The following is a 25,428-nucleotide window of genomic DNA, read 5'->3' as shown; positions in this document are numbered from 1 at the left end:
TATTGTGAATTTGGGTCAACCCCAATTTGTATCGAGCTGTAAAATAAACAATTTAACCCAATATGCCAAACTCGAAGATCAACATTTCGTTCAATATTGATGCGTGGACAGCGAATTCATTCGGTTTATCCGAATCCAATGAATGGAAACAATGGGCAACAGAGATAAAATGGCCAGAAGATGGCAAAATCAATGTTGCAAATATTCCTGCGATGATGCGCAGAAGAATGAGCCCACTCAGTAAACTGGCGGTACAAACTGCAATCGAAATGCTTAATCAACATCAAGTTGATTACCTTGTATTTTCAAGCCGTCATGGTGAACTGCATCGCAGCGTCGCACTAGTTGAAGATATAATTAATGGAGAAGAGGCGTCTCCGATGGCTTTTTCTCAATCGGTGCACAATACCGCCGCAGGGCTTGCCACTATCGCAACTAAACAACCCATTCCCCTAACTTCTATCGCTGCGGCAGAAAACACATTCCAAAGCGCAATATTAGAAGCTTGGCTGTTTTTGTCCGACAATCCTGACAAAAAAGTACTGCTTGTTGATTTTGATGAGCCTATGCCTGACTCTTATTTAGAATATGAAAACCAACAATACCAAGGGTTTGGACTTGGCTTGATACTTTCTCATGGAGACAATTTCGCGATACAAAGCTCCATAAACGCAGAATGTTCCAGTCATCCTCTTCCTCAAGGTTTAGTATTTTTGCAACAATACTTGTTAGATAAAAGCCAGTGGACTATTTTCGCTCCGCATCAAGCTTGGGAATGGCACAAAAAATGATTCGCTTAAATCAGTATTGGCGTGTGCTAGCAACAGGCTTTTGTTTTTCAGTATTTGGGTTAGGTGGTTTAGTACTGAGCTTCATTGTTATTCCGACCATTCGTATTTTTGTTTCAGACCAAACGGAACGCGAATATAAAGTTCAAGGTGCGATTCGATATTCATTCAACACATTTTGTAAATTGATGAAGTTGAGTGGCGCAATCGATTATCAAATTATTGGCGCCGATATTCTTCAACAAGATCGTAATTGTTTAATTGTTGCCAACCACCCTAGTTTAATCGATTACGTTCTCATTGCTTCACAATTAAATCGCTGCGACTGTTTAGTAAAATCGGCAATATGGTCGAATCCTTTTATGAAGCACATCGTAAAAGCAGCCGGATATATTCCCAATGAAGCACCGGATGATTTATTAGCACTTTGTGATGAACGATTTAACAAAGGCAACGTGTTGCTTATATTTCCTGAGGGAACAAGAACAACACCAGGTGTAGAGCCGAAATTACAACGCGGTGCAGCACAAATTGCGGTAAGAACAGAACGAGATTTAAGAGTTGTCCATATTACGGTAACGCCAAGTTTCCTCACAAAAGAGAAAAAATGGTATCAAGTACCGGCAACAAAGCCCTTTTTCAGGGTTGAAGTAAAGGATAAAGTTGAGATTACCCCCTTTATAAAGCAAACTACGTCGCCGACAATAGCGGCGCGACGCTTACAACAGCACCTAGCTGAAAACATTTTTCCAGAAAACTTTTATTAATAAGCAGGTCCCAGTGGAACAGTTACACAACGACATTAAGCAACTTATTATTGATGCTTTAAACCTTGAAGATTTAACCGTAGATGATATTGAAACGGATGCACCACTTTTTGGTGATGGACTTGGCTTAGATTCTATCGACGCGCTTGAGCTTGGACTCGCAATAAAAAAACAATACAACATCGTTATTGATGCCGACGACTCAAATACGCGCGAACACTTTGCGTCTGTAGCAAATCTAGCGAAATACGTTTCTTCTCAAACTAATGAATAAGTTGTAGGTATATTCATGACTGATGTAAATAAAGATCAAGTATTTGAACAAGTTAAAGATGCGCTTGTTGAGCTGTTCGAAATTGACGCAGCCGACATTCAATCAGATGCGCACTTATACCAAGATCTCGATCTTGATAGCATTGACGCCGTTGATTTGGTCGTACACCTACAGAATGTCACTGGCAAAAAAATCAAGCCAGCAGAGTTTAGTGCAGTAAGAACCGTTGACGATGTGGTTAACGCTGTAACTGAGTTATTGAAGGAAAGTTAATGCGCCAATTGCTGACTGGTCTGTCTGCAATTGTACTGTTTGCCTACCCCTTCGCCGTCTATTTCGGTATAGATAAATTTGGCTTGAACTTAGTTGGGGGCTTGTTAATTGCTGCGTTACTTTTGCGTGTTTTCGTCGCAAATAAGACCCCACTAAAAGAGTTTAAGTTCTTGGCGCTCGTTACGGGCGCTGTTGGCATTGTCCTAATTACGCTTGGCATGGTGTTTAAACAACATGGGTGGCTTCAGTTTTACCCTGTCGTTGTCAATGTATGTATGCTGTGTGTATTTGGACTGAGCTTAAAACAGCCGCAATCGATCATAGAGAGGCTTGCTCGCTTGCAAGAACCCGACCTTCCGGCTAGTGGTGTGGCTTACACTCGCAAAGTGACGATGGTTTGGTGCGCCTTTTTTACGCTCAACGCTGCCGTTGCACTCTATACCTGTTTCCTTCCAGTAAAAATATGGACGCTTTATAACGGCCTCATCAGCTACTTACTTGCTGGTGGCTTGTTCGCTGGAGAATGGATCGTGCGTCAATTTGTTCGAAAGGAACACTAATCGTATGAATACAACGTATTCGAGCTTTACCTCCCTTGCGACCTTGTTCATCGCAGAGAGGTCTGAGCAATCCCCAGTCTCTTACGATCGCGACACGGTTATCACGTGGGGTGATTTCCAGCAGCACGTCGCAACACTTGCTCAGCAGTTAGAAACCCAGCCAACGCAAAACATTGCGTTGTGTTTTGGCAACAGCTACCTGTTTGCCGTTGGCTTTTTTGCTTGTTGTTATACAGGAAAATCCATTGTATTACCTGGTAATTACCAACTAGAAGCACTCAAAGAGCTCAGTGAGCACTACGATTTGTTGCTGCATGATGCCGATGTCTCGGTTCCAGAATTGGTGAGCTCGCTTTTGATCGAAGCTCAATCATTGCTAGAAACCACCGTGATTAACGAGCCAGAGGCCAAACAACCTTATTTTTGGCGTGAATTAAACCTGGCAGAAATACCAGTAACGCTATTTACTTCGGGTTCAAGCGGCACACCAAAAGCCATTGCAAAAACGCTGAAACAGCTCGATATCGAAGTTTCTATTCTAGATAACCTATGGGGCGACACGGTTGCCAGCACACGCGTTGAAAGCACCGTTTCTCATCAACACATTTACGGCTTGCTGTTCCGCGTATTGTGGCCTTTGTGCTCAGCACGTCCATTTTCAGCACACAACCTTGAGTTCCCAGAGCAAATTGTCCATCACGCTGATGCTGACACCACGCTAGTAAGTAGCCCTGCGTTACTTAAACGACTTAGTGAAGAGCACGATCCGGTTGCGATTCGGTGTGTATTTTCTTCTGGTGGCCCCTTGCCAAACCAAGCGGCGCAGCACAGCCAGGAGTTGTTTGGGTCACTTCCTATTGAAGTGTTTGGCAGCACAGAAACCGGCGGCATCGCTTACCGTCAGCAGCACGTAGCTAGCACTCCCTGGACGTTATTCCCTGGTGTTGAAGCCGAGCTTAACCATGAAAATTGTTTAAAGCTCCGCTCGCCACACATTGATGAAAACACTTGGTACCAAACTGCGGATGAATGCTATTTCCATGATAGTATTTCTTTTGAACTGCGTGGACGCACTGACCGAATCGTCAAAGTCGAAGAAAAGCGTATTTCCCTTGTCGAAGTGGAAAAACGTTTAGAGCAATTGCCGTGGGTTCAAGAAAGCGTGGTGATCCCAATAGAAGAATCTGGTCGTTTCACATTAGTCTCAATCATCGTACTTAACGATAAAGGCGGTGATGTGCTTGATGAACTTGGTAAAGGCAAGTTTTGGCTTGAACTTCGCAAGGCACTGCGCAATTGGTTAGAACCGATCGCTATCCCGAGAAAATTCCGAGTGGTCGACGAAATTCCATTGAACAGCCAAGGCAAACGCCAAGTTGCTGAAATTGAAAAACTATTCCAATAAAGCTAGTAACATGGAAAAAAGAAAACCAACTATTCAGAATATTGAAGTGAGTGACCATACCGCGGAGCTGTCGCTGCGAGTGGATGCTGACATCTTAGATTTCCAAGGTCATTTCAATCACTTCCCTCTTTTACCCGGCGTCACTCAAATTGATTGGGCGCTGTTCTACGCCGTTCAACATTTGAATACTCCCAAGGTATTTAAAGGAATGGAAGTCATCAAATTTCAAGAGCCGATTCTGCCAAACGCCGACGTTTGCCTCTCACTCTCTTGGGACAATGAGCGCGAGAAATTGACCTTTAAGTACACATCGAAAAACGGTGAAACCTTGGTGACTCACTCTTCAGGCAAAATGAAACTGGGTGAGTCACGTGAGTGATTACCGTCCCTGCTTTTTAATTCCTTGCTACAACCACGGCAGCACAATTGCAGACGTGGTGGCATCGTTATCCTCTTTCGCTTTGCCAGTGCTGGTCGTGGACGACGGCAGCAATGAAGACACCAAACAAGCGCTTTCTGCTTTGAGTGAACAAGGGCTGATAAAACTGATTAGTTTGAGTGAAAACCAAGGCAAAGGTGGCGCGGTGATGGCAGGCCTACATCAAGCTCACCAACTTGGTTTTACGCACACCATTCAAATCGACGCAGACGGTCAACACGACCTAGAAGCATTGCCGAAATTGCTCAGCGCCAGCGAAACAAAACCAGATAACCTGATTTCGGGCCAACCGATATACGACGAGAGCGTACCTAAATCCCGTTTGTATGGTCGCTACGCTACGCACGTGTGGGTGTGGATAGAAACCTTGTCACTGTCTATCAAAGACAGCATGTGCGGTTTTCGCGCCTACCCAGTGGCGAAAACGGTCGCCGTGTTGAACAAGTACAGTATCGGCAAACGCATGGATTTTGATATCGAAATTCTAGTGCGAATGTACTGGGAAGGCGTCGACATTGATTTTGTTCCAACGCGCGTGATCTACCCTGAAGGTGGCATTTCCCACTTCGACGCATTGTGGGATAACGTCAAGATAAGCTGGATGCACACTCGCCTATTTTTTGGCATGTTGCCGCGCATTCCTTCGCTACTCGCCAGAAAGCGCCAAAACACAGATGACAGTAATGCCCACTGGTCGAAACGAAAAGAACAAGGCACGATTTTAGGCATCAAAACCTTACTCGCGGTTTACCGCTTGTTCGGCAGAAAAGCGTTTGACCTGATTTTAAAATTAGTCATGCGCTACTACCACTTCACGGGTAAATCTGCCCGTGAAGCGTCTGAGATTTACCTGCAAAACTTGCAGTACTACGCAACGCAGCAGAGCATCGCACTACCAAAACAGTTGGACAGCTATCATCATCTGCTTTCTTTTGGGCGAACCATGCTCGACAAACTGGCAGCATGGCAAGGTGACTTTAACGTCGATAACCTAACCATTCACGGCCAGCATCATTTCGAAGAGATGGCGCAGAAAAAACAAGGCGTGCTCATTTTAGGCTCGCACCTTGGCAATATCGAACTCTGCCGTGCGCTTGGTCGTCGACACTCTCATGTCAAAATCAATGCCTTGGTATTTACCCAACACGCTGAACAATTTAATGCGGTAATGAAGGCGGTAAACCCAAATTCGGAACTGAATCTGATTCAAGTCAGCTCAATGGGACCAGACACCGCGATTCTGCTTCAACAAAAAATCGAGCAAGGCGAATGGGTGGTGATCGTTGGCGATCGCACTTCCACCAGCAAAGAAAATCGTGTCGTTTGGGCAGATTTTCTTGGTAAACCTGCACCATTCCCGCAAGGCCCATTCATGCTAGCCTCGGTATTAAAAGCGCCGGTTTACTTACTCTTCGGCCTACGCGACGATGAAGCGAACACTCCGCATTTTAATGTGTACTTTGAACACTTTAGTGACCAAGTCACGCTACCACGCAAGGAGCGTCAGCAGGCACTAGAACGCGTTGTTCAACAGTACGCACAAAGATTAGAACACCACACACTGCAAGCGCCGTTACAGTGGTACAACTTTTTTAACTTCTGGACTTTAAGTAATCAGCCACATGACAAACAACAATAATCACAACATCACTTTTGGTGCCCAATCTTTAACCATCGAAGATGTCGTTGCCATTGCTCAAGGTGCAAAGGCACACATGAACACCTCGCCAGAATTTACCGCGAAAATTGATCGTGGCGTGGCGTTTCTGGAACGATTACTGAAGGAAGAAGGCGTTATTTACGGCGTGACCACGGGTTACGGCGATTCATGTACTGTGGCGATTCCACCCGCTCTTGTGGATGAACTTCCGTTGCACCTTACACGCTTCCATGGTTGTGGCTTAGGTCAAATCCTTTCTCATGAGCAAGCTCGTGCGGTGCTGGCAACACGTTTATGTTCATTGTCGCAAGGCGTATCTGGCGTGTCTCACGATCTGTTGAACCAAATCGTTACGCTTATCAACCACGACATTGCGCCGCGTATTCCACAAGAAGGCTCGGTGGGTGCAAGTGGCGATTTAACGCCTCTGTCTTACCTAGCGGCGACCTTAATTGGCGAGCGTGAAGTGCTTTACAAAGGCGATGTGCGACCAACACAAGAAGTGTTTGCAGAGCTGGGCATTGAGCCAATTCGCCTAAAACCAAAAGAAGGTTTGGCGTTAATGAACGGTACATCCGTGATGACTGCCCTCGCCTGTCTTGCCTACAAACGCGCAGAATACCTAGCGCAGCTTTGCACCAAGATTACCGCGATGGTCTCTGTGGGTATGCAAGGTAATGACTTCCACTTTGATGAAGCGTTGTTTGCGGTAAAACCTCACCCTGGTCAACAGCAAGTTGCGGCTTGGCTGCGTGATGATCTCAATGCTGAACGTCCGCCACGCAATAGCGACCGACTGCAAGATCGTTACTCGCTGCGTTGTGCGCCACACGTGATTGGCATGGTGCAAGACTCACTGCCTTGGCTACGTCAATTGATTGAGAATGAACTAAATAGTGCCAACGACAATCCAATTATCGATGGCGACAATGAGCGCGTTCTGCACGGCGGTCACTTCTACGGTGGTCATATCGCAATGGCGATGGATACGTTGAAAGTGAACATTGCCAACTTAGCTGATTTGCTGGACCGTCAGATGGCGCAACTGATGGATTACAAGTTCAATAACGGCCTGCCGTTTAACTTAACCGGTGCAGAAGGCGAGCGTAAACCGATCAACCACGGCTTTAAAGCGGTTCAGATTGGTATCTCAGCTTGGACGGCAGAGGCGTTGAAAAACACCATGCCAGCAAGCGTTTTTTCTCGCTCAACCGAATGTCACAACCAAGACAAAGTGAGCATGGGCACCATTGCGGCTCGTGATTGCTTACGCGTACTTGAGTTAACAGAGCAAGTTGCTGCGGCTTCACTCCTAGCAAGCGTTCAATCGGTTGAGATTCGTCGCCGTCATAACGAATTGGACGAACACCACATGAGTCAGAGTTTGCGAGTAATTCGTGACGCCGTACTGAGCGAGTTTGAATTTGTGATTGAAGATCGCCCATTGGAACAAGATTTGCGCCATTTCATTGAACGCATTCAGCAACGTCATTGGCCACTCTACGCGGAGGTATAATGCAAGAGCAGGTTCTCTACCCATTAGAAGCGGAGGTGACTATGGTCACCTCTTTTCAAGATGCTGACCCAATGGGCGTGATTTATCACGGCAACTTCTTTCGATATTTTGAAGAAGCGCGTCGTGTGCTGATGGAGAAGATCCAATACAGCTATCGCGATATGCAAGACTCTGGGTACATGTGGCCGATCATCGACACGCGCGTTAAATACGTGAAGGCGATTCCGTTTAATCACACCATTCGTATTACCGCGCAACTCACTGAGTGGGAAAACCGCTTGCGTGTGGATTACGTGATTTACGACGCCGAAACGAATCAACGTATGTCCAAAGCGCATACAACGCAAGTCGCCGTATCCATTGAAAAGCAAGAGATGTGCTTTGTGTCTCCAGCAGTCTTTTTAGATAAAGTAGAGCAATGGCACAACCATGGGAGCCTGAACTAATGCAAAAGTGGTTAATCTCTTTTTTGTTGATATTTTCTGTTCCAGCATTGGCCACACCGACAGCAAACGTAACGGATTTGGCGTCGCTTCAACAGCAGTTGTCTCAGCATGAAATAGTACGCGGAGATTTTACGCAGCAGCGTCATCTGGAAATGTTCAGTCAACCTCTAACCTCTAAAGGTCAGTTCACACTGAGCAAAACACATGGCTTGTTGTGGCAACAAACAGAACCTTTCGCAGTCAATTTGGTATTGACGGAAAACAAACTTCGTCAGACTTTTGCCAACCAAGATCCGAAAACGATCTCTGCTGAAGAAAACCCAATGGCGTTCTACTTTAGCCATGTGTTTTTATCCGTGTTCCACGGGGATACTTCTGCACTGCAAGAACAATTCACACTCGATTTTTCAGTTGAGAACAATCAGTGGCAGCTCGTTTTAGTGCCCAAACAGTCACCATTAAATGCGGTGTTTAAAGCCATCACCCTTTCCGGTAAAACGCATATTGATCGCCTAACCCTGCAAGAGCTGCGCGGCGATAAGACCGAAATCACGTTTACAAACCAGACCTCTCTACCTCAGGAACTCACGGATGCCGAAGACGCTCAATTCCGTTTCTAAACTCAGTCTTGGCACTCACACCTTTGCTCTGGTTTGGCTCAATCTCGTTGTTTTAGCGGGCGCGTTGCTACTCAAACAATGGGTTTGGAGTGCAGAATCTCCGATTGAGACCAACATTTTAAAACTGTTGCCGAAGAACCAACAAAACCCGGTGGCTGAGCAAGCCTTTGAGTCGGTCTCGGCAAGTATGAGCGACAAAGTCATTTTCGTGATCACAGCGCCGGACAAAAATGCCCTTTTTGCAGCAGCCGCTGAATTTGATAAGGGTTTGCGTCAGAGTAATCATTTTCGCGATGTGGTGGGAAAAATCTCACCTCAAGAGCAGCAAGCTTGGGCGAGTTACTACTTTAAGCACCGCTTCCAATTGCTGACGCCTGAACAACGAGAGCGTTTAAGCCAAAATCCAGAACAGCAAGTGCAGCATGTGATTCAGTCGCTGTACAACCCGTTTTCTGGAGTGACCGGGCAAGAGTTACAAAATGATCCTTTCTTGCTATTTCGTGATTATTTGAGCCAAGTTACCCAGCAATCGTCCTCTTTCCGATTGGATAACGGCTATCTGTCCGTCGAAAAAGACGGTGCTCAATACTTGCTTATTACTGCCGAGCTAAAAGACTCGCCTTATAGCCTAACTGGGCAACTTGCAGTCCCTGATATTCAAGCGCTAGAACAAGGCGTCGCGCAGAAATATGGCGCTGAAGTCGCACATACTGGCGTTCTATTTTACGCTGACTTTGGTACGCAAAGTGCAAAATCGGAGATCAGCACCATCGGTGTATTCTCTCTACTCGGTATCATTGCATTGTTCTTGCTGGTCTTTCGGAGTGTGATGCCGCTGTCCCTAGCACTGCTTTCCATCACCATTGGTCTGCTCGTTGCGTTGTCCGTTACGACGTGGATTTTTGGAAAAGTCCATCTGTTCAGCTTAGTGTTTGGCGCAAGTTTAATCGGTGTGTCTATCGACTACGCATTCCACTACCTAACGGAACGTCTTGCGGCGGGAAATGAATGGGATAGCGAGCAAGGGTTAAAGCATATTTTCATAGCGATCACACTGGGCTTAATCACCAGTTTGATCGGCTATTTGGGCATGTTAGTGGCACCGTTTCCTGGTTTGCAGCAGCTTGCGCTGTTTTCATCCATTGGTCTGATTGCCGCTTACATCACCGTGGTGGCTTGGTATCCGATACTGGCTCGTAACCCATCGCGCACCATTTCGACTTTACCGGGACAATCACTGTTGGCGAAATGGTTAACGCTTTGGAATCAACCTCGTATTAAAGTCGGATTGCCGATGTTATGTGTGGTTGCGAGTGGCTTTTTCTTGCTGCAATTGAACTACGATGACGACATTCGTCTACTGCAAACGATGCCGAACGATCTCAAGCAGCAAGAAACCTTGATTACGACGCTCAGTGGCATGCAATCTTCACAGCAAATGTTGGTCGTTACCGCCGACGATGACGAAAACCTAATGAAAAAGCTGGAGTCTTTGACGCCAACATTAGAAGCGTGGAAAGCGGACAGCACCATCGAAAGCTACCAGAGCCTGAGCCGCTACTTGAGCTCAGTGGAACGTCAGCAACAAGACTATCAATTGATTCGCGATCTTTACGCGACACAATCCAGCCCACTTACTTCCGGGCTGGGCTTAAGTAAAAAGCCCAAAATGGACGCCGACTTTATCCCTGTTACGGTTGAACAGTACTTGCAAAACCCGGTATCAGCGCCTGTACGTTTTCTTCATTTGGGTAAAATTAAAGAAAAATCGGCAACGGTTGTGGTGTTAAACCAATTGCAAGACTCCGCTGTTGTTAAGGCATTTGCCAAATCACAGTCTGATGTTGTCTACCTAAACAAAGCAGAAGAAATATCCGCCCTATTTGGTGAATACCGAATTAAAATCATGGAGCTATTGGCAGCCGCCAGTGCTGTGATCTTTCTGGTATTAATCAAGCGTTACGGTCTGCAACACAGTTGGCGAGTTTTACTGCCATCATTGATTGCTTGCGCGTGCGGTCTGGCAACTGCTGTCGCGATGGGAACAACATTAAACCTGTTCAACTTGCTTGGCTTGGTGCTCATCCTTGGTATAGGGATCGATTATACTCTGTTCTTTGCCGAGAAAGCCCGCAGTGTGAGCACACTATTGGCGATCACCCTTTCGGCAATGACCACTGTATTGTCATTTGGATTGTTGTCACTCAGCCAAACTCACGCGATTCACAGTTTTGGCATTACGGTGTTAAGTGGTATTTTTGTCGCTTGGCTGCTCTCTCCGATTGCAATTAAAACAGAGGAAACGACGTCATGATTTTCAATCACGCCTTTCGCTGCGCGACGTTATTCGCACTGAGTCTGTTATTAAGTGCATGCAGCTTGGTACCTCACCAATCGACGCCTCAGGTCGACATTGACGAGCACACCCAAGTTAGCTTACCCACTCCCGCAAGCTTGGGCTATCAGTTGTCTGCCAGTCAGTTAATTACGGCTTCTTGGGCAATAGATGGTAAAACCACATCTGAGCAACTTCCGGTACAACTGCAAGTGACCAACAACGAAGTGGTGCTGGCAGGCTTCTCATCCTGGGGGACAAGAGTACTCTCACTGTCTTACGATGGAGAACAAATTCAAACCGAAGTGCTCAATGGTTTACAAGGTTCGCTACCGCAGCCAGAACAGGTATTATTTAACCTGATGATCACGCTCTGGCCGAGTTCCGCTTGGGAAGGATCGTTAAATGAGGTAAGGTGGCGAATTATTGATAAAAATAATTCTCGCGCCATCTTTGATAGCGACGGTGAAAAGATCATTGAGATTCAATACAGCTCTTCTAACAAGTTAGAGGGTAAGATTGATTTTCATCACCTCAAACATCAGTTTTCAATTTCTATTCAAACACTGCAACATCAGATTAACTAAGAACAATTTAGAATAACAATATGCCTATTCGCTCTTCTCAACCTTTGTATATTCAGGCCTGTGGCTTTCACTCTGCCATGGGACAAGATGACGCGCTCATCCACCAGTGTTTATCGGGAGCGAAGCCATCCAACATGGTGGTTGACCAAGATATTTTAAATTCAGGCCGCCAAACAGTAATCGGTCGAATTGCACAGACGTTACCGCAATTACCGACCGCACTCAGCCAGTTTGATACGAGAAACAACCGCCTCGCACTTTCGGCTTTGCTGCAAATCGAAGGCGACGTGCGTGACGCCATGGCTAAATATGGTCGTGACCGTATCGCAGTCGTGATCGGCACCAGCACATCTGGCATTTCAGATGGCGAAATCGCATTTGGTGAAAAGCTGGCAAAGGGTAATTTTCCTGCCGACTACCATTACACCAAACAAGAGCTTGGCAACTGCAGCGATTTTATTGCCGCCTACTTTGATTTGAGCGGCCCACATTACTCAGTTTCAACCGCCTGTTCTTCTAGTGGCCGTGTCTTTTTAACCGCACAACGCCTGATTCGCTCTGGCATTGTTGATGCGGTTATTGTGGGTGGTGTGGATACCATTTGTCGCCTCACACTAAACGGCTTTAACGGTTTAGAAGCTCTATCCGATACCCTTTGTAAGCCGTTTGACCAACATCGCAACGGCATCAATATCGGTGAAGCCGCAGCATTAATGTTGCTAAGCAAAACACCTGCGCCCGTTGCTCTTCTCGGAGCTGGCGACAGCTCAGACGCACACCATATTTCCGCACCACATCCAGAAGGGTTAGGCGCAGAAGAAGCGATGAGAAAAGCGTTGGCCAATGCAGGACTTACAGTGCAAGACATTGGTTACATCAACGCGCATGGCACAGCAACGCCGTTAAACGATGCGATGGAAAGCAAAGCCATTCATCGCTGCTTTGGAGACTCCGTTCCCGTAAGCTCGACAAAGCCACTTACCGGACACACATTAGGCGCAGCAAGTGCAACGGAAGCCGCGATCGCTTGGCATATTCTCAAGTACAACCTTGATTTGCCAATACAACACTGCGAAACCAAAGCAGACGATATCCATATATCGTTAGTTGAGACGCCAACCAAACTGGGTAACAAAGCGATTCTCAGCAACTCTTTTGCTTTTGGTGGCAATAATATTAGTCTTATTTTTGGTTACGCTCATGACTAAACTTCCTCCCATCGAACAACTTTTGCCACACGACAAACCAATGATCTTGGTTGATCGTGCTTTGGATGTTCAACAAGATACGATTCACTGCCAGGTTGATATCGCAGAACACAACCCGTTCTTCGACTCGACCTCTCAAACCGTGCCAGCTTACGTTGGCATTGAGTTTATGGCGCAATCTGTCGCGGCGTGGTCTGGTTACCACGCATTAATGAAAGAACAAGCGCCACCGATTGGCTTTTTGCTTGGTAGCCGTCGATACACGTCTGAATGCGATACGTTTTCTCGCGGACAGGTGCTCGATGTGTATGCTGAAAAAGTTATGGAAGATAACGGTATGGCGGTTTTTTCAGCCCGTATTGAGCTACAAGGAACTGTTGTAGCGACTTGCCAATTGAACGTTTACGTTCCATCAGAAGAAAAATTACAAGAAATGAAAATCAGGAGTCAACAATGACCCGACAAGTCCTCGTTACAGGTGCCAGCAAAGGCATCGGTAAAGCCATTGCCGTTCAATTAGCCAAAGATGGTTTCCAAGTCATTGTCCATTACATGGGCGATCAACAAGGCGCGCAAGACACCCTAAACACCATCGAACAGCATGGTGGTAGCGGTCGTCTTATCCAATTCGACATCAGTGACCGTGCAGATTGTCGTGAGAAGCTAGAAGCCGATATCGCCGAACACGGCGCTTACTATGGCGTCGTAAACAACGCTGGCATCACAAAAGATACCGCTTTCCCTGCGATGACCGAAGAAGAATGGGATGGTGTGATTCATACCAACTTAGATAGCTTCTACAACGTTCTTCACCCTTGTGTTATGCCAATGGTGCAAAAGCGCAAAGGCGGCCGAATTGTTACGCTTGCATCAGTCTCTGGCCTAATGGGGAATCGTGGTCAAACTAACTACAGCGCAGCGAAAGCGGGCGTAATTGGTGCAACAAAATCACTCGCGCTTGAACTGGCAAAACGCAAAATCACCGTCAACTGCGTTGCTCCAGGGCTTATCGACACAGGCATGGTAGACGAACACGTGAAAGAACATGCGATGCCGCAAATTCCTTTGCGCCGCATGGGAGAGCCAGAAGAAGTTGCTGGTTTAGTCAGTTACCTTATGTCTGACATCGCAGGCTATGTAACTCGCCAAGTCATTTCGGTAAACGGAGGCCTAGTATGAGCCATCGAGTTGTTGTAACCGGAATGTCGGGTGTGACTGCGTTTGGTAACGATTGGCAATCTGTCGAACCAAAACTGCGTGACTGCCAGAACGCGACGCAATACATGCCTTCTTACGAACAGTATGATGGTTTGAACACCAAGCTCGCGGCACCAATTTTAGACTTTGAACTGCCAAAGCACTACAAGCGCAAGCAAGTACGCGGCATGGGGCGTGTTTCCAAATTGGCGACCGTCGCAACAGAAAACGCACTGAGCCAAGCAGGTTTGATTGGTAACGACGTACTCACCAATGGTCAAACGGGTATCGCATACGGCTCATCAACAGGCAGTACTGATGCAATCGGTGCATTTGGTGTCATGCTGAATGAGAAAACCACCAAAGCGATCACCGCAACGACTTACGTGCAGATGATGCCGCATACCACAGCAGTGAACGTTGGTCTATTTTTCGGTTTGAAAGGCCGAGTGATCCCAACCAGCAGTGCATGTACCTCTGGCAGCCAAGCAATCGGCTACGCCTACGAAGCGATCAAACATGGCTACCAAACGGTAATGGTTGCTGGTGGCGCTGAAGAATTGTGCCCAACGGAATCCGCTGTCTTCGATACCCTTTTTGCCACCAGTCTGAAGAATGAAGACCCGAAAAGCACACCAAGACCTTATGACTCCGATCGCGATGGTTTGGTGATTGGTGAAGGTGCGGGAACGCTAGTTCTGGAAGAGTACGAACACGCCGTCGCTCGTGGCGCGAAAATCTATGCAGAAATCATCGGTTTTGCCAGCAACTGTGATGCCGCACACGTCACTCAACCACAGATGGAAACCATGCAAATCTGTATGGAAATGGCTTTGCAAAACGCGGGCATTCCTGCTGAGAAGATCGACTATGTATCTGCTCACGGCACTGCCACCGACCGCGGCGATATTGCGGAAAGCAACGCAACAGCGAATGCTCTGGGCAAAGTGCCAATCAGTTCACTCAAGAGCTACTTTGGCCACACACTAGGCGCCTGTGGCGCGATTGAAGCGTGGCTAGGTTTAGAAATGATGCACACAGGCTGGTTCAACCCAACGCTCAACCTAAAAAACCTCGACGAGCAATGTGGTGATTTAGACTACATCGCCGGACAAGGCCGAGAGCTGGACGTGAAATATTTGATGAGTAACAACTTCGCCTTTGGCGGCATCAACACCTCCATCATCTTTAAAAAGATGTAATGCCCTTAGTAAATGCAAAAGCGCTGGTTAACCAGCGCTTTTTTGTTGGTTGCCTATCAGGTTCATATATCACGCTGTAACGGCAAACAAGACATTACCATTCCGCGATACAAAGGCGACTTTTAACACCACGAATTTGTAATCCCATCGCTTCAAAGACATGCTCAAAATCTTGACAAGATGCAGGCACATTAGGTAGCGACAATGAAGCCTCGGTAAAAAACGTCCGACTCAAATTATCCGTCTCTCCCCAAGCTAACTGCCACCAATCCAAAATTCGCGGCTTGGATGCGTTTAATCGATAGCTAGCAGGAATACGATCACGCTTGTTTAGGTTTTCAACCTTAGATGTTGGTAGTAAGTTCCACTTATCATTGTTGGGCCAATAAGCAAATGGCAAACAGTGATCAACGTGATACTCATTTCGTAATTTGCTTCCACTCCATACACTGACAATGTCGCAATGGCTGAGCTTCAACTGTTCAATTCTCTTTCGCACGACTCGCGTATCATGGTCTTTATCAATCCAGACCAAACAATCATGATACGTTTGCAGTGGAATACCCCGCTCTTGATTAGACCGAAATCGTTGCATTTCCATAATCCATTGGTTGACCACCAGCGGCTCAATCCAAGAGTTATACAATCGAAAACAATCCCAAAGGCTTTCATCCAACACAAACAGCCCATAACCTTCGAGGAACTCGCTATCCACAACAATTGAACGTTTTGGCTTCTTAGCTGAACGAATCATTTCAAAGTAAGGGTTTGATTTATCACCTTGATAGGTAAAAGTGACGGGACCATCTTTTATGGTTTTTAAGCTGTCTTTTATCGCTTTATCAAGCGCCACTGCATCTTCACCAAAAAATGTCGTGCCTATAGCAAGATCATCAGGACTTAAATGGGAAAGTCTGCCCCAGCCATCGGGCTTTATAAAACCTAGCCCTTTAGACGAGTTCGAGCTTTGCTGGATGTTCTCTTTATCGATTAAACGCTTAAATTGACGAATCCAATATAAGCCAACTAATCCTAATGGGATTGCAACTTTACCTTCGCTGCGATCAACCACTGCACCAGAATGAGCGTCTGCAATACGTAGTAAAGTACGTAGTAGTGCGAGCTTATAGGTAGCCGATTTGGAATCATTGACGATAATGTGGCGAACCTTATTCAGATCACCGGAACCATCATCAGGCAAAGACATCACTACAGTTTGCCAAGATACACCCGTTCGCTTTAACTGATCGTCATCGAGAGATACGTTTCTCACCATTAAAGCGCTATTCTTTGCAAACTTTTCGAGCTCTTCAACCGATACGGGATAAGCTTTACGACCGTCAGAAAAGTCACCGTGACGAAGGCTAATCACCAATCGACCATTAGGCGCTAACAAATTTGCAAGTTTGCGAAATGCACGTTCACGGTGCGTAGGCGCAAGATGCATCCATACCGCACTGACAAGAATTAAATCGAAGCGAAAGCCAAGATTAATGGTTTTCTCAAGCTTAGGTAATGCATCTTCAAGCCAAGTAACGGAATCGCCACAGTAAGACTTACCAAGCCTTAGAAGTGCTTGAGCAGGCTCAATCGCAACAACTTCACACCCATGCTCAGCCATCCATTTCGCGTCTCGACCAGAGCCCGCGCCAACATCTAACACACGATCTCCAGCCTGGGGCCAGAAGACTCTCCAACTCGCGTGGACATCCTCAAACTGGATCGATGTGTATTGCTTCGCGAAAGAGTCGGCGTGTCGGTCATAAAAGTTAGAAGTGGCAGGCATAAAGGTTAACGAAAGGTAATTAATATGCGTCCATATTAATTGCTAGAAATTGCAATGGCTAGAATGCCATTCAAAAGTTGTAGATAGAGTGGCAATTACAGCCAAAAACCTAAAAACGACAAAGCCCCGACAACTCAAAGAGTTATCGAGGCTTTTGAATAAATGGCACGCCCTATTGGATTCGAACCAATGACCACATCCTTAGAAGGGACGTGCTCTATCCAGCTGAGCTAAGGGCGCGCTACAGGGACAGGATTATACGAGTTCAAACGGGTAAATCAACGGGTTTTCATAACATTCTGATCTGAATGCCTAAAAAAAGTCCATTAAAACGCTTAATGTTCAAAAACACCACAAAGCAAACGTTTGCGTATGGATGTTGATAAGAAATTCTGCGACAATGCGCCGCAGATAATCTGCCTTCTTAATTTATAAGGAAAGTCATGACTGCTCAAAATATAGACGGAACTCTCATTTCCCAAACTGTTCGATCCGAAGTGGCTGCACGTGTTAAAGCACGTGTTGAAGCTGGGCTACGTGCTCCTGGTTTAGCAGTGGTTCTAGTTGGTGAAGATCCTGCTTCTCAGGTTTATGTCGGTAGCAAACGCCGCGCATGTGAAGAAGTTGGGTTTGTTTCTAAGTCTTTTGACCTTCCTGCGTCTAGCTCAGAAGAAGAGTTACTAGCGCTGATTGATGAATTAAACAACGATGATGAAATTGACGGCATTCTAGTGCAATTACCCCTTCCTGCGGGCATAGACACAACACATGTTTTAGAGCGCATTCACCCAGAGAAGGACGTGGATGGCTTCCATCCTTACAACGTTGGTCGTCTTGCGCAGCGTATTCCAAAGCTTCGCTCTTGCACGCCAAAGGGCATAATTACCCTACTCGACCGTTACAACATTGAGCTACGTGGTAAACATGCGGTTGTGGTTGGTGCATCAAACATTGTTGGTCGTCCAATGACACTTGAGCTGCTGCTTGCGGGCTGCACAACAACAACATGTCACCGTTTTACCAAAGACCTAGAGAGTCATGTGCGTCAAGCTGACGTTGTCGTGGTTGCGGTTGGTAAGCCTAACTTTATCCCTGGTGAGTGGATTAAAAAAGGCGCAGTGGTGGTCGATGTCGGTATTAACCGTCTTGATTCAGGCAAACTAGTTGGCGACGTGGAGTACGACAAAGCACGTGAAAGTGCGAGCTTTATTACTCCTGTTCCTGGTGGCGTTGGCCCAATGACCGTCGCAAGTTTAATTGAGAACACGATGCTCGCTTGCGAACAGTTCCACACAGACAAATAACGTAAAACTTCAGATACGAAAAAGGCTCCGCAAGGAGCCTTTTTGCTAATTGTTGATATCTATTTCAATTACAGACTTAAAATCACGCCCGCAATCGAAGCGCTCATTAAGTTCGCCATGACACCAGCGATAATCGCACGGAAACCATGCTTAGAAACAAATGCACGCTTTTCTGGTACCAATGAGCCCAACCCACCAATCAGCATCGCCATGCTTGAGATGTTTGCAAAGCCACACAAAGCAAACGTCACGATTGCTTGTGAGTGTTCACTAAGTTGAGACTTCACTTCTGCAAGCTGGATGAAAGCGACGAACTCATTCACCACAATCTTGTTACCAATCAGCGAGCCTGCTGTGGTTGCTTCTTGCCATGGTATACCCAACAACCAAGCGACTGGCGCAAACACAAAACCTAGGATGAGCTCAAAACTTAATGGTGTCCCAATAAGATCACCTATCCAGCCTAACATGCCGTTTAGCATTGCAATGACACTAATAAACGCCAGTAACGTACCACCGACCGATACAGCAATGCGTACACCCGCCATGGCACCATCGGCTAATGCTTCTACTACGTTGGTTGCACGTGGAATTTCAACTTGGCTAATGTCGATATCTGCTGCTTTATCCGTATCTTCTGGCATTAAAATTTTTGCCATCAACAAGCCGGCAGGTGCTGACATAAATGCAGCAGCAATAAGATAGTTGAGGTCGACACCCAGTGATGCGTAACCAACCAACGTTCCGCCAGCAACTGACGCTAAACCACCGGTCATAACTGCAAAGAACTGCGAGTCAGTCATGTGTTTTAGGTAAGGCTTTACCATTAATGGTGCTTCAATGGTGCCAACAAAGATATTCGCCGTAGCAGACAAAGACTCAGCACGACCGATACCCAGCAGCTTTTGAATACCACCACCGATAAAGTTAATGATTTTTGGCATCACACCAATGTGATAAAGACCTGAGATAAGAGAGGAGAAGAAAACGATGATACCCAGAACATTGATCGCAAAGGTGAAGCCCCCTGTAGCCAAATTACCGAATAAAAACGCAATGCCCTCTTGACCATAGTTGATCAAATTCGACACAACACTGCTCACTGAATTCAGCGCATCTCGTCCTGCTGGTACATATAAAACCAACAACGCAAACAGTACCTGCAAAGCAAACGCAAACGACACCGTTCTCAGCTTTATATTTTTTCTATTTGTAGAAAGTAGCCATGCTAGGAATAGTATGGCTACGATACCAATAATTGAGTTCATAAAATGAATCCGACAGAAGGGGGATATGGAAGGCACCGGATTGTATAGCGGACTCAAAATGCTGCAAGTTGAGGATGTTAACAGTGTGAAAAGTTTAAGCGACCAATAACTGACCAACAAAATAACCAATTGAATTTATTGAAGATAAACGTTTGCTTATTTTAATTATTTCCATATGGAAAATATGTTTCTGATTCAGGAAAAATTTTTGTGAAGTGAATCACCTTATGTGTCGTTCTACAACGTCATTGATCCTGTTATTTAGGAATAGAGATGTAAGGCGCCAAACGTTGGTCCCAATGACAAGGGTTGCCGATCTTCTGTTTGATAAAGTTAATCACTGCGGATATTTTTTTTGGCATATGTTGGCGGCTTGGGTATACCGCATAAAACGGCATCGACTGGCTGGCTTTCCAGTCAGGTAACAGCTGTATTAACTTACCCGTTCTGAACTCATCACCCAGCAAGTAAGTGGCAAGGTAGGCAATACCCCAACCTGCAATAGCAGCATCCCGGACGGCTTCTGCCAGATCTACTGAATAGTTACCCGAGACTTTTACGTTCAATTCTTGCTGATCTTTGGTAAACGCCCACCCCGTATAGTCACGCTCCCAGCTTCTGTATATGAGGCAGTTGTGAGCAGATAGGTCATCCGGTTCTGTTGGCGTGTCATGTTTCAATAAGTAATCTGGCGATGCCGCAACAACAAACTGGCAATCCGTCAAACGCTGCGCAATGTAACCTTCAGGCAAATGCTCGTTGTTGGTTACCCATAAATCGAGCCCTTCGGCTAACATATCGACCTTATAGTCAAACAGATGTACTTCCACTTGAAGTTGAGGATACAGTTCGCGTAACTCTTGAATCGCTGGAATAATGTGTAAGGTACCAAATGATTGCGACAACCCAAGACGTACCAAACCTGCCACTTCATCCCGCTGGGTTTCCATCTCTAATGTGGCGCTGCTCACCGCTTGTACCACTTGCTCACAGTGATGAAAAAAGGTTTTCCCTGCCTCAGTCGGCGTAAAGCTTCGCGTAGTGCGTTGAACAAGCTTGATACCAAGAGACGCTTCTAACTGACTCAACTGTTTACTCACATGAGACACCGACACGCCTAAGCTCTTTGCAGCAGCTGTGAAGCTTTTGTGTTTAAGAAGAGCGGAGAAAATCACCATTTGTGCGGCACGTTCAGATAACACGCTTTACCTCGATTTGGTTATAGAAAAAACAAAGGGCTCCGAAGAGCCCTTGTATTGAAGACTGAATGCCAAATTGTTTGATGGCAGATCAGTATTTAATGCGGTCAGCCAAGTGACTCACAGCAAGTGCGAAGTAGTAAGAACGGTTCCACTTCATCAATACGTTGTAGTTATTGTAAACCAGATACGTACGACCATTCTCGTCGTCCGGCATGATCAACCATGCTTTGATGTCTTCATCCAGTTTTGGCAACGGGCTACCGTCATATTTTGTGATACCTAATTGGCTCCACTCTTGAAGGTATTTGCCTTTTTCAGCCGTGCGCCCTTCTAGGCTGCGATCAATATTTTTAGGAACCTTAACTTGGCGACCCCAGGTATATTTATCATCCCAACCAGACTTGCTCAAATAGTTAGCGGTTGATGCAAACACGTCCGCTTCAGATTGCCATATGTCTTTTTTACCATCCCCGTTGCCGTCAGCAGCAAAACGAAGGAAAGAGCTTGGCATAAACTGGCATTGACCCATAGCACCAGCCCATGAGCCTTTAAAGTTCTCTAGCTCAATATGGCCTTGATCGAGGATCTGCAGTGCCGACATAGTCTCTTTACGGAAAAACTCTTCACGACGGCCTTCAAATGCCATTGTGGATAGTGCATCAATCACTTTAAAGTTGCCGGTAAACTTACCGAAGTTACTTTCAACTCCCCAAAGTGCCACAATAAAGCGCGGGTGGACACCGTACTCATCGCCTATACGCTTTAGCTCGGTGTAATGCTCTTTGTAGAGTTGTCTGGCTTGCTTAACCTTCCATTCAGGCACCGCGCGAGGAATGTACTCATCCAATGTCAGTTTCTTTTCTGGTTGGTTTCGGTCCGCTTTTACTGCTCGGGGCTTGTACTCAACATTAGCAAAAGCAGCACTAATGACCTGCTCTGAGATACCTTTATCACGAGCTTCAGCACGCAGCTTATTCAAGTATTCATCAAAACCCTCGCTACTTGCAAAAGCCGAGGTACACATACCAACGCTAAGCATGGTAGCCAGTATTTTTTTCATATTGCCCTCCTTGAGCAAGGCAGAAATCCCAGATGAAAAACGATGACGTTATTCGCCTTTCTGCTGGGCTTTTTGTTCTTTGTACTTTTCTAATAGGTTCTCCGGCGGTGGTGGAACCTGAAGAAAGAAGCCATCATTTTGTAATGAAGCCTTCACTTTTTCGATATCAACTTGTGCCAATTTACGGCCATCAAGTTTAATCGTCATGACAGCGATAGGCTTACCGAACATCTGCATTAAGGTGTCAGGAACCTGTGAAAAATCATCCTTTTTCGGAATATAGAGATAAGTACCTTCTTTTTTCGAGCTTTTATAAATAGAACAAAGCATGACACGCCTTTTATGCTGATTTAGCCGCGTTGAGTGCGGATTAGGTTGTAAACGTCAAATTCTCGCAAACTTAATAGCAAATTTGAGATTAATTCACCTATTTGCCCCCGAGAGAACTTGCTGCGTCAAAGGATGAAATATAACATGACATACCTAGTTTAAGGCAACGCTCTTTCAATAAAGGCAAGAAGTCCACGATGACCCATTCACCAGACCTTAAAGGTAGCAGTTTTACATTGTCAGTTTTACACCTTTCTGACAATGAGATCGCAAAGACTGTCGAATTTTTGCAAGAAAAAGTTTCTCAAGCACCTTCTTTTTTTGCATCCGCGCCTTTGGTAATCAATATAGCAAAAGTACAAGGCGACATTGATTTCCCTAAGCTTAAACAAGGCATCTCAGATGCCGGTTTTATTCCGGTCGGTGTAACGGGCTGTAAAGACAAGCGTGTACAAAACCTTGCTTCCGAAGCTGGCTTCGCCATTATGTCGGCGAGCAAATCGCCAAGCCAAGCACCTGCCAAAATGGCACCAACGAAAGTAGTTCGTACGCCTGTCCGCTCAGGACAACAGATCTACGCAAAAGATGGTGATTTGGTGGTGCTAGCGCACGTCAGTGCAGGTGCTGAAGTCATTGCTGACGGCTCTATTCATATCCATGGCACACTTCGAGGTCGTGCGATTGCAGGAGCAAGTGGTCAGCAGGAAGCGCGTATTATTTGCCACGATTTACAAGCAGAACTGGTATCCATTGCGGGTGACTACTGGTTAAGCGATCAAATTGAAAGCGAGTACTGGCAAAAGAAAGTAATGATCAGTAAAGCCGATGAATCATTACATTTAGAAGTTCTCGCGATTTAATCTAAAAAGGAAAAAAAATGGCACGCATTATTGTAGTAACGTCTGGTAAAGGTGGCGTTGGTAAAACCACTTCAAGCGCAGCCATCGCCTCTGGTCTAGCTCTTAAGGGGAAAAAGACCGCGGTGATCGATTTTGACATCGGTTTGCGTAACCTCGATCTAATCATGGGCTGTGAGCGCCGCGTCGTGTATGACTTTGTGAACGTCATTAACGGCGAAGCGACATTAAACCAAGCGCTGATCAAAGATAAGCGCACGGACAACCTATTTATTCTTCCTGCTTCTCAAACTCGTGATAAAGACGCACTGACAAAAGATGGTGTTCAGCGCGTATTCGGCGAACTTGATGAAATGGGCTTTGATTTCATTATTTGTGATTCACCAGCAGGTATCGAGCAAGGCGCGTTAATGGCCTTGTACTATGCCGATGAAGCCATTGTCACAACGAACCCAGAAGTCTCTTCTGTGCGTGACTCTGACCGCATTCTCGGTATTTTAGATTCCAAGTCACTGCGTGCAGAACAAGGGCTAGAGCCAGTAAAACAGCACCTTCTACTGACTCGCTACAACCCATCTCGCGTCACTCAAGGCGAAATGCTAAGCGTTGAAGACGTTGAGGAGATCTTACATATTCCACTACTGGGCGTGATTCCAGAAAGCCAAGCCGTGCTTAACGCGTCAAACAAAGGTGTGCCAGTCACTTTTGACGATAACACCGATGCGGGTATGGCTTATTCTGACACCGTTGATCGCTTATTAGGCAATCAGGTTGAATTTCGTTTCCTTACTGAGGAGAAGAAAGGACTCTTTAAACGACTCTTTGGAGGCTAGACATGTCATTATTAGAATTTTTCCGTCCACAGAAGAAAACTTCTGCGAATCTAGCTAAAGAGCGTTTGCAAATCATTGTCGCAGAGCGCCGCAGCCAAAATGATCCTGCGCCGTCTTACTTGCCTCAATTAAAAGAAGACATCTTGAAGGTGATCAGCAAGTACGTAGCAATTGATCCAAATATGGTTGACTTAACATTTGAGCACAAAGACGACGATATCTCAGTTCTTGAGCTGAATGTGAAGCTACCAGACGAAGAAAAGTAATCAGTTTCTCTCGCCAGACGAATGCTCTAATTAGAACGAAAAAGGTTGGCATCGAGGCCAACCTTTTTCATCTTTCATTACTTTAATGCTTTGTTCATCTTGTCGCCGAGTAAATCCAAACGCCACCCTTGCATCAAATCAGGCAATACTTCTGGGTCACGATCTTTTTTCCAAACCCAACTGATCAACTGATTGATCTGCTTTTTAGAGGCAAGGAACTCCGTGGCTAAACCTGACTTCTGCGAAGCCGATTTCACCAAGTCTTTCATATTTTTGAAGACCTGCTTGTAACCCGGATAGTCCATTAAACGCTCAATTTTCGCAGGATACTCTTCAGAAGGTGTTTGCTTCGCTTGCTTAACAATCGCGGCAATCTTCGCGCCATGGCGGTTAATCGCTCGGATATCAATATCTTCTGCTTCCATCTTCTTAAAGTTCGTTAAACCAAGACGAGCGACCGTTAATAGATCACCTTCTTTGAAGATAAAGTTCAGCGCTAAATCTCGTTTGATTGCTTCACGATAACGCCACGTCGCCAATGGCTTTAAAATCGCCAGCTCAGAAGGTTTTAATTGCCAAGCGCCCTTAATATCAAGGTAGGCATTCTCTTCATTGGTTACGCGAATACGTTTCGAAACGAGTAAATCACTTTCTTGCTGTACAGCTTCCCACCAACCTGCTTGCGTCACCTTATCGAACAGCTTTTCGTATAACGGTAACAAGTAATGAACATCTGCGGCAGCATAATCTAATTGCTTTTGTGTCAGTGGACGAGCCATCCAGTCGGTACGTGATTCACTTTTGTCGAGCTCTACGCCTAAATATTCTTCCACCAGCGATGCGAAGCCTGTCGATAGGCCGTGACCGAGAAAAGCGGCCATCAGCTGCGTATCCACCATAGGGAATGGTGTACAACCAAAAGCGTTTTGGAAAACTTCTAAATCTTCACCACATGCGTGCAGCACTTTTAGCACAGAAGTATCTTTTAATAGCGCTACAAACGGCGTCATATCCGTTAATTCAGTCGGATCAATCAGCGAGAGGCGATTACCATCGAAAAGCTGAATCAGACCTAACTGCGGGTAGAAAGTGCGAATACGAACGAATTCGGTATCCAGCATCACTACGTCTGCCTCTCGGGCATGAGTGCAAACCTCTTCTAGGTCTTTGTTTTTAGTAATAATTTGATAGTTCACATACTTCTCGCTATAAAAAATGCCAGCAAAACGCTGGCATTCTATCATT

The 25,428-nt window shown here is 45.9% G+C and carries 27 protein-coding genes and 1 tRNA gene; 21 read left to right on the top strand and 7 right to left on the bottom strand.

Annotated elements, in window-relative coordinates; genetic code table 11:
* The first annotated feature begins 62 nt into the window (after positions 1-62).
* The 17 genes from R7Q47_RS13405 to R7Q47_RS13325 are packed head-to-tail and all read left to right on the top strand — an operon-like array spanning position 63 to position 15,277.
* Entirely contained in the window at positions 63-791 is a 729-nt protein-coding gene (locus tag R7Q47_RS13405) for a beta-ketoacyl synthase chain length factor (protein WP_206954006.1), read from the top strand.
* The gene (locus R7Q47_RS13400) at positions 788-1,555 is read left to right on the top strand and encodes a lysophospholipid acyltransferase family protein (RefSeq protein WP_053307503.1); all 768 of its coding nucleotides are present in this window, start codon (positions 788-790) and stop codon (positions 1,553-1,555) included. The genes R7Q47_RS13405 and R7Q47_RS13400 overlap by 4 nt, the downstream gene beginning before the upstream one ends.
* 13 nt (positions 1,556-1,568) lie before the next feature.
* Positions 1,569-1,829, top strand: coding sequence for a phosphopantetheine-binding protein (locus R7Q47_RS13395; protein WP_005382278.1), 261 nt, complete (start codon positions 1,569-1,571; stop codon positions 1,827-1,829).
* Positions 1,830-1,844: 15 nt separating this feature from the next.
* Positions 1,845-2,102, top strand: coding sequence for an acyl carrier protein (locus tag R7Q47_RS13390; RefSeq protein WP_005382279.1), 258 nt, complete (start codon positions 1,845-1,847; stop codon positions 2,100-2,102).
* The gene (locus tag R7Q47_RS13385; RefSeq protein ID WP_025766967.1) at positions 2,102-2,662 is read left to right on the top strand and encodes a hypothetical protein; all 561 of its coding nucleotides are present in this window, start codon (positions 2,102-2,104) and stop codon (positions 2,660-2,662) included. Before R7Q47_RS13390 ends, R7Q47_RS13385 begins: the two co-directional genes overlap by 1 nt.
* A 4-nt stretch (positions 2,663-2,666) precedes the next feature.
* Positions 2,667-4,067, top strand: coding sequence for an AMP-binding protein (locus R7Q47_RS13380; protein ID WP_213904756.1), 1,401 nt, complete (start codon positions 2,667-2,669; stop codon positions 4,065-4,067).
* Between the two features lie 10 nt (positions 4,068-4,077).
* Complete coding sequence (locus R7Q47_RS13375; RefSeq protein WP_193837661.1) at positions 4,078-4,446, top strand: 3-hydroxyacyl-ACP dehydratase; 369 nt, start codon at positions 4,078-4,080, stop codon at positions 4,444-4,446.
* A complete protein-coding gene (locus R7Q47_RS13370) occupies positions 4,439-6,145 on the top strand; it encodes a glycosyltransferase family 2 protein (protein WP_161441403.1) in 1,707 nt (568 codons plus the stop codon). Before R7Q47_RS13375 ends, R7Q47_RS13370 begins: the two co-directional genes overlap by 8 nt.
* Positions 6,129-7,682: a histidine ammonia-lyase gene (gene hutH, locus R7Q47_RS13365; protein ID WP_169628622.1), complete on the top strand. Its 1,554-nt coding sequence runs from the start codon at positions 6,129-6,131 to the stop codon at positions 7,680-7,682. The genes R7Q47_RS13370 and hutH overlap by 17 nt, the downstream gene beginning before the upstream one ends.
* Positions 7,682-8,128 (top strand): acyl-CoA thioesterase, encoded by a 447-nt coding sequence (locus R7Q47_RS13360; protein WP_213893653.1) that lies wholly within the window; start codon positions 7,682-7,684, stop codon positions 8,126-8,128. The genes hutH and R7Q47_RS13360 overlap by 1 nt, the downstream gene beginning before the upstream one ends.
* Positions 8,128-8,748 carry an outer membrane lipoprotein carrier protein LolA gene (locus R7Q47_RS13355; protein ID WP_318089133.1) on the top strand — a complete coding sequence of 207 codons (621 nt, stop codon included), beginning with the start codon at positions 8,128-8,130 and terminating at the stop codon, positions 8,746-8,748. The genes R7Q47_RS13360 and R7Q47_RS13355 overlap by 1 nt, the downstream gene beginning before the upstream one ends.
* On the top strand, positions 8,720-11,062 hold the full coding sequence (locus R7Q47_RS13350; RefSeq protein WP_239932230.1) for an MMPL family transporter: 2,343 nt from the start codon (positions 8,720-8,722) through the stop codon (positions 11,060-11,062). The genes R7Q47_RS13355 and R7Q47_RS13350 overlap by 29 nt, the downstream gene beginning before the upstream one ends.
* Positions 11,059-11,670: a DUF3261 domain-containing protein gene (locus R7Q47_RS13345; protein WP_158173734.1), complete on the top strand. Its 612-nt coding sequence runs from the start codon at positions 11,059-11,061 to the stop codon at positions 11,668-11,670. The genes R7Q47_RS13350 and R7Q47_RS13345 overlap by 4 nt, the downstream gene beginning before the upstream one ends.
* Before the next feature lie 20 nt (positions 11,671-11,690).
* Positions 11,691-12,878: a beta-ketoacyl-[acyl-carrier-protein] synthase family protein gene (locus tag R7Q47_RS13340; RefSeq protein ID WP_005388320.1), complete on the top strand. Its 1,188-nt coding sequence runs from the start codon at positions 11,691-11,693 to the stop codon at positions 12,876-12,878.
* A complete protein-coding gene (locus tag R7Q47_RS13335; RefSeq protein WP_005388322.1) occupies positions 12,871-13,335 on the top strand; it encodes a hotdog family protein in 465 nt (154 codons plus the stop codon). The genes R7Q47_RS13340 and R7Q47_RS13335 overlap by 8 nt, the downstream gene beginning before the upstream one ends.
* Complete coding sequence (gene fabG / locus R7Q47_RS13330; protein WP_005388326.1) at positions 13,332-14,057, top strand: 3-oxoacyl-ACP reductase FabG; 726 nt, start codon at positions 13,332-13,334, stop codon at positions 14,055-14,057. The genes R7Q47_RS13335 and fabG overlap by 4 nt, the downstream gene beginning before the upstream one ends.
* Positions 14,054-15,277, top strand: coding sequence for a beta-ketoacyl-ACP synthase (locus R7Q47_RS13325; RefSeq protein ID WP_042523982.1), 1,224 nt, complete (start codon positions 14,054-14,056; stop codon positions 15,275-15,277). The genes fabG and R7Q47_RS13325 overlap by 4 nt, the downstream gene beginning before the upstream one ends.
* Positions 15,278-15,371: 94 nt before the next feature.
* Here R7Q47_RS13325 and R7Q47_RS13320 read toward each other — a convergent pair whose 3' ends face one another.
* Together R7Q47_RS13320 and R7Q47_RS13315 are read right to left on the bottom strand one after the other, a co-directional pair.
* Positions 15,372-17,063, bottom strand: coding sequence for a class I SAM-dependent methyltransferase (locus R7Q47_RS13320; protein WP_005382296.1), 1,692 nt, complete (start codon positions 17,061-17,063; stop codon positions 15,372-15,374).
* A 163-nt stretch (positions 17,064-17,226) separates the two neighbouring features.
* Positions 17,227-17,303, bottom strand: a tRNA-Arg gene (locus tag R7Q47_RS13315).
* A gap of 203 nt (positions 17,304-17,506) precedes the next feature.
* Here R7Q47_RS13315 and folD point away from each other — a divergent pair.
* The gene (gene folD, locus R7Q47_RS13310) at positions 17,507-18,367 is read left to right on the top strand and encodes a bifunctional methylenetetrahydrofolate dehydrogenase/methenyltetrahydrofolate cyclohydrolase FolD (protein WP_005382297.1); all 861 of its coding nucleotides are present in this window, start codon (positions 17,507-17,509) and stop codon (positions 18,365-18,367) included.
* 68 nt (positions 18,368-18,435) lie between these two features.
* On the opposite strand, the gene R7Q47_RS13305 is transcribed toward folD, so the two are convergent.
* The 4 genes from R7Q47_RS13305 to R7Q47_RS13290 form a co-directional block, all read right to left on the bottom strand.
* Positions 18,436-19,635, bottom strand: coding sequence for a NupC/NupG family nucleoside CNT transporter (locus R7Q47_RS13305; protein WP_005382298.1), 1,200 nt, complete (start codon positions 19,633-19,635; stop codon positions 18,436-18,438).
* Between the two features lie 257 nt (positions 19,636-19,892).
* Positions 19,893-20,837 (bottom strand): LysR family transcriptional regulator, encoded by a 945-nt coding sequence (locus R7Q47_RS13300; protein ID WP_017634801.1) that lies wholly within the window; start codon positions 20,835-20,837, stop codon positions 19,893-19,895.
* An 88-nt stretch (positions 20,838-20,925) separates the two neighbouring features.
* Entirely contained in the window at positions 20,926-21,897 is a 972-nt protein-coding gene (locus R7Q47_RS13295; protein WP_005388330.1) for a lytic transglycosylase domain-containing protein, read from the bottom strand.
* Positions 21,898-21,945: 48 nt separating this feature from the next.
* A complete protein-coding gene (locus tag R7Q47_RS13290; protein WP_005382303.1) occupies positions 21,946-22,227 on the bottom strand; it encodes a YcgL domain-containing protein in 282 nt (93 codons plus the stop codon).
* 197 nt (positions 22,228-22,424) lie between these two features.
* Here R7Q47_RS13290 and minC point away from each other — a divergent pair, with 197 nt between their 5' ends.
* Genes minC through minE form a run of 3 tightly spaced genes read left to right on the top strand, consistent with a single transcriptional unit; the run spans position 22,425 to position 24,183 of the window.
* A complete protein-coding gene (gene minC / locus R7Q47_RS13285; protein ID WP_005382304.1) occupies positions 22,425-23,087 on the top strand; it encodes a septum site-determining protein MinC in 663 nt (220 codons plus the stop codon).
* A gap of 17 nt (positions 23,088-23,104) precedes the next feature.
* Positions 23,105-23,917: a septum site-determining protein MinD gene (minD, locus tag R7Q47_RS13280; protein WP_005388331.1), complete on the top strand. Its 813-nt coding sequence runs from the start codon at positions 23,105-23,107 to the stop codon at positions 23,915-23,917.
* Positions 23,918-23,919: 2 nt separating this feature from the next.
* On the top strand, positions 23,920-24,183 hold the full coding sequence (gene minE / locus R7Q47_RS13275) for a cell division topological specificity factor MinE (RefSeq protein ID WP_005388332.1): 264 nt from the start codon (positions 23,920-23,922) through the stop codon (positions 24,181-24,183).
* A 77-nt stretch (positions 24,184-24,260) separates the two neighbouring features.
* Here the strand turns inward: minE and rnd are convergent, their stop codons facing one another.
* On the bottom strand, positions 24,261-25,379 hold the full coding sequence (rnd, locus tag R7Q47_RS13270; protein WP_031777213.1) for a ribonuclease D: 1,119 nt from the start codon (positions 25,377-25,379) through the stop codon (positions 24,261-24,263).
* Positions 25,380-25,428: the final 49 nt, after the last annotated feature.

The sequence above is a fragment of the Vibrio sp. Vb0349 genome, assembly GCF_033338975.1.
This window is presented reverse-complemented; position numbering and strand designations above follow the sequence as displayed.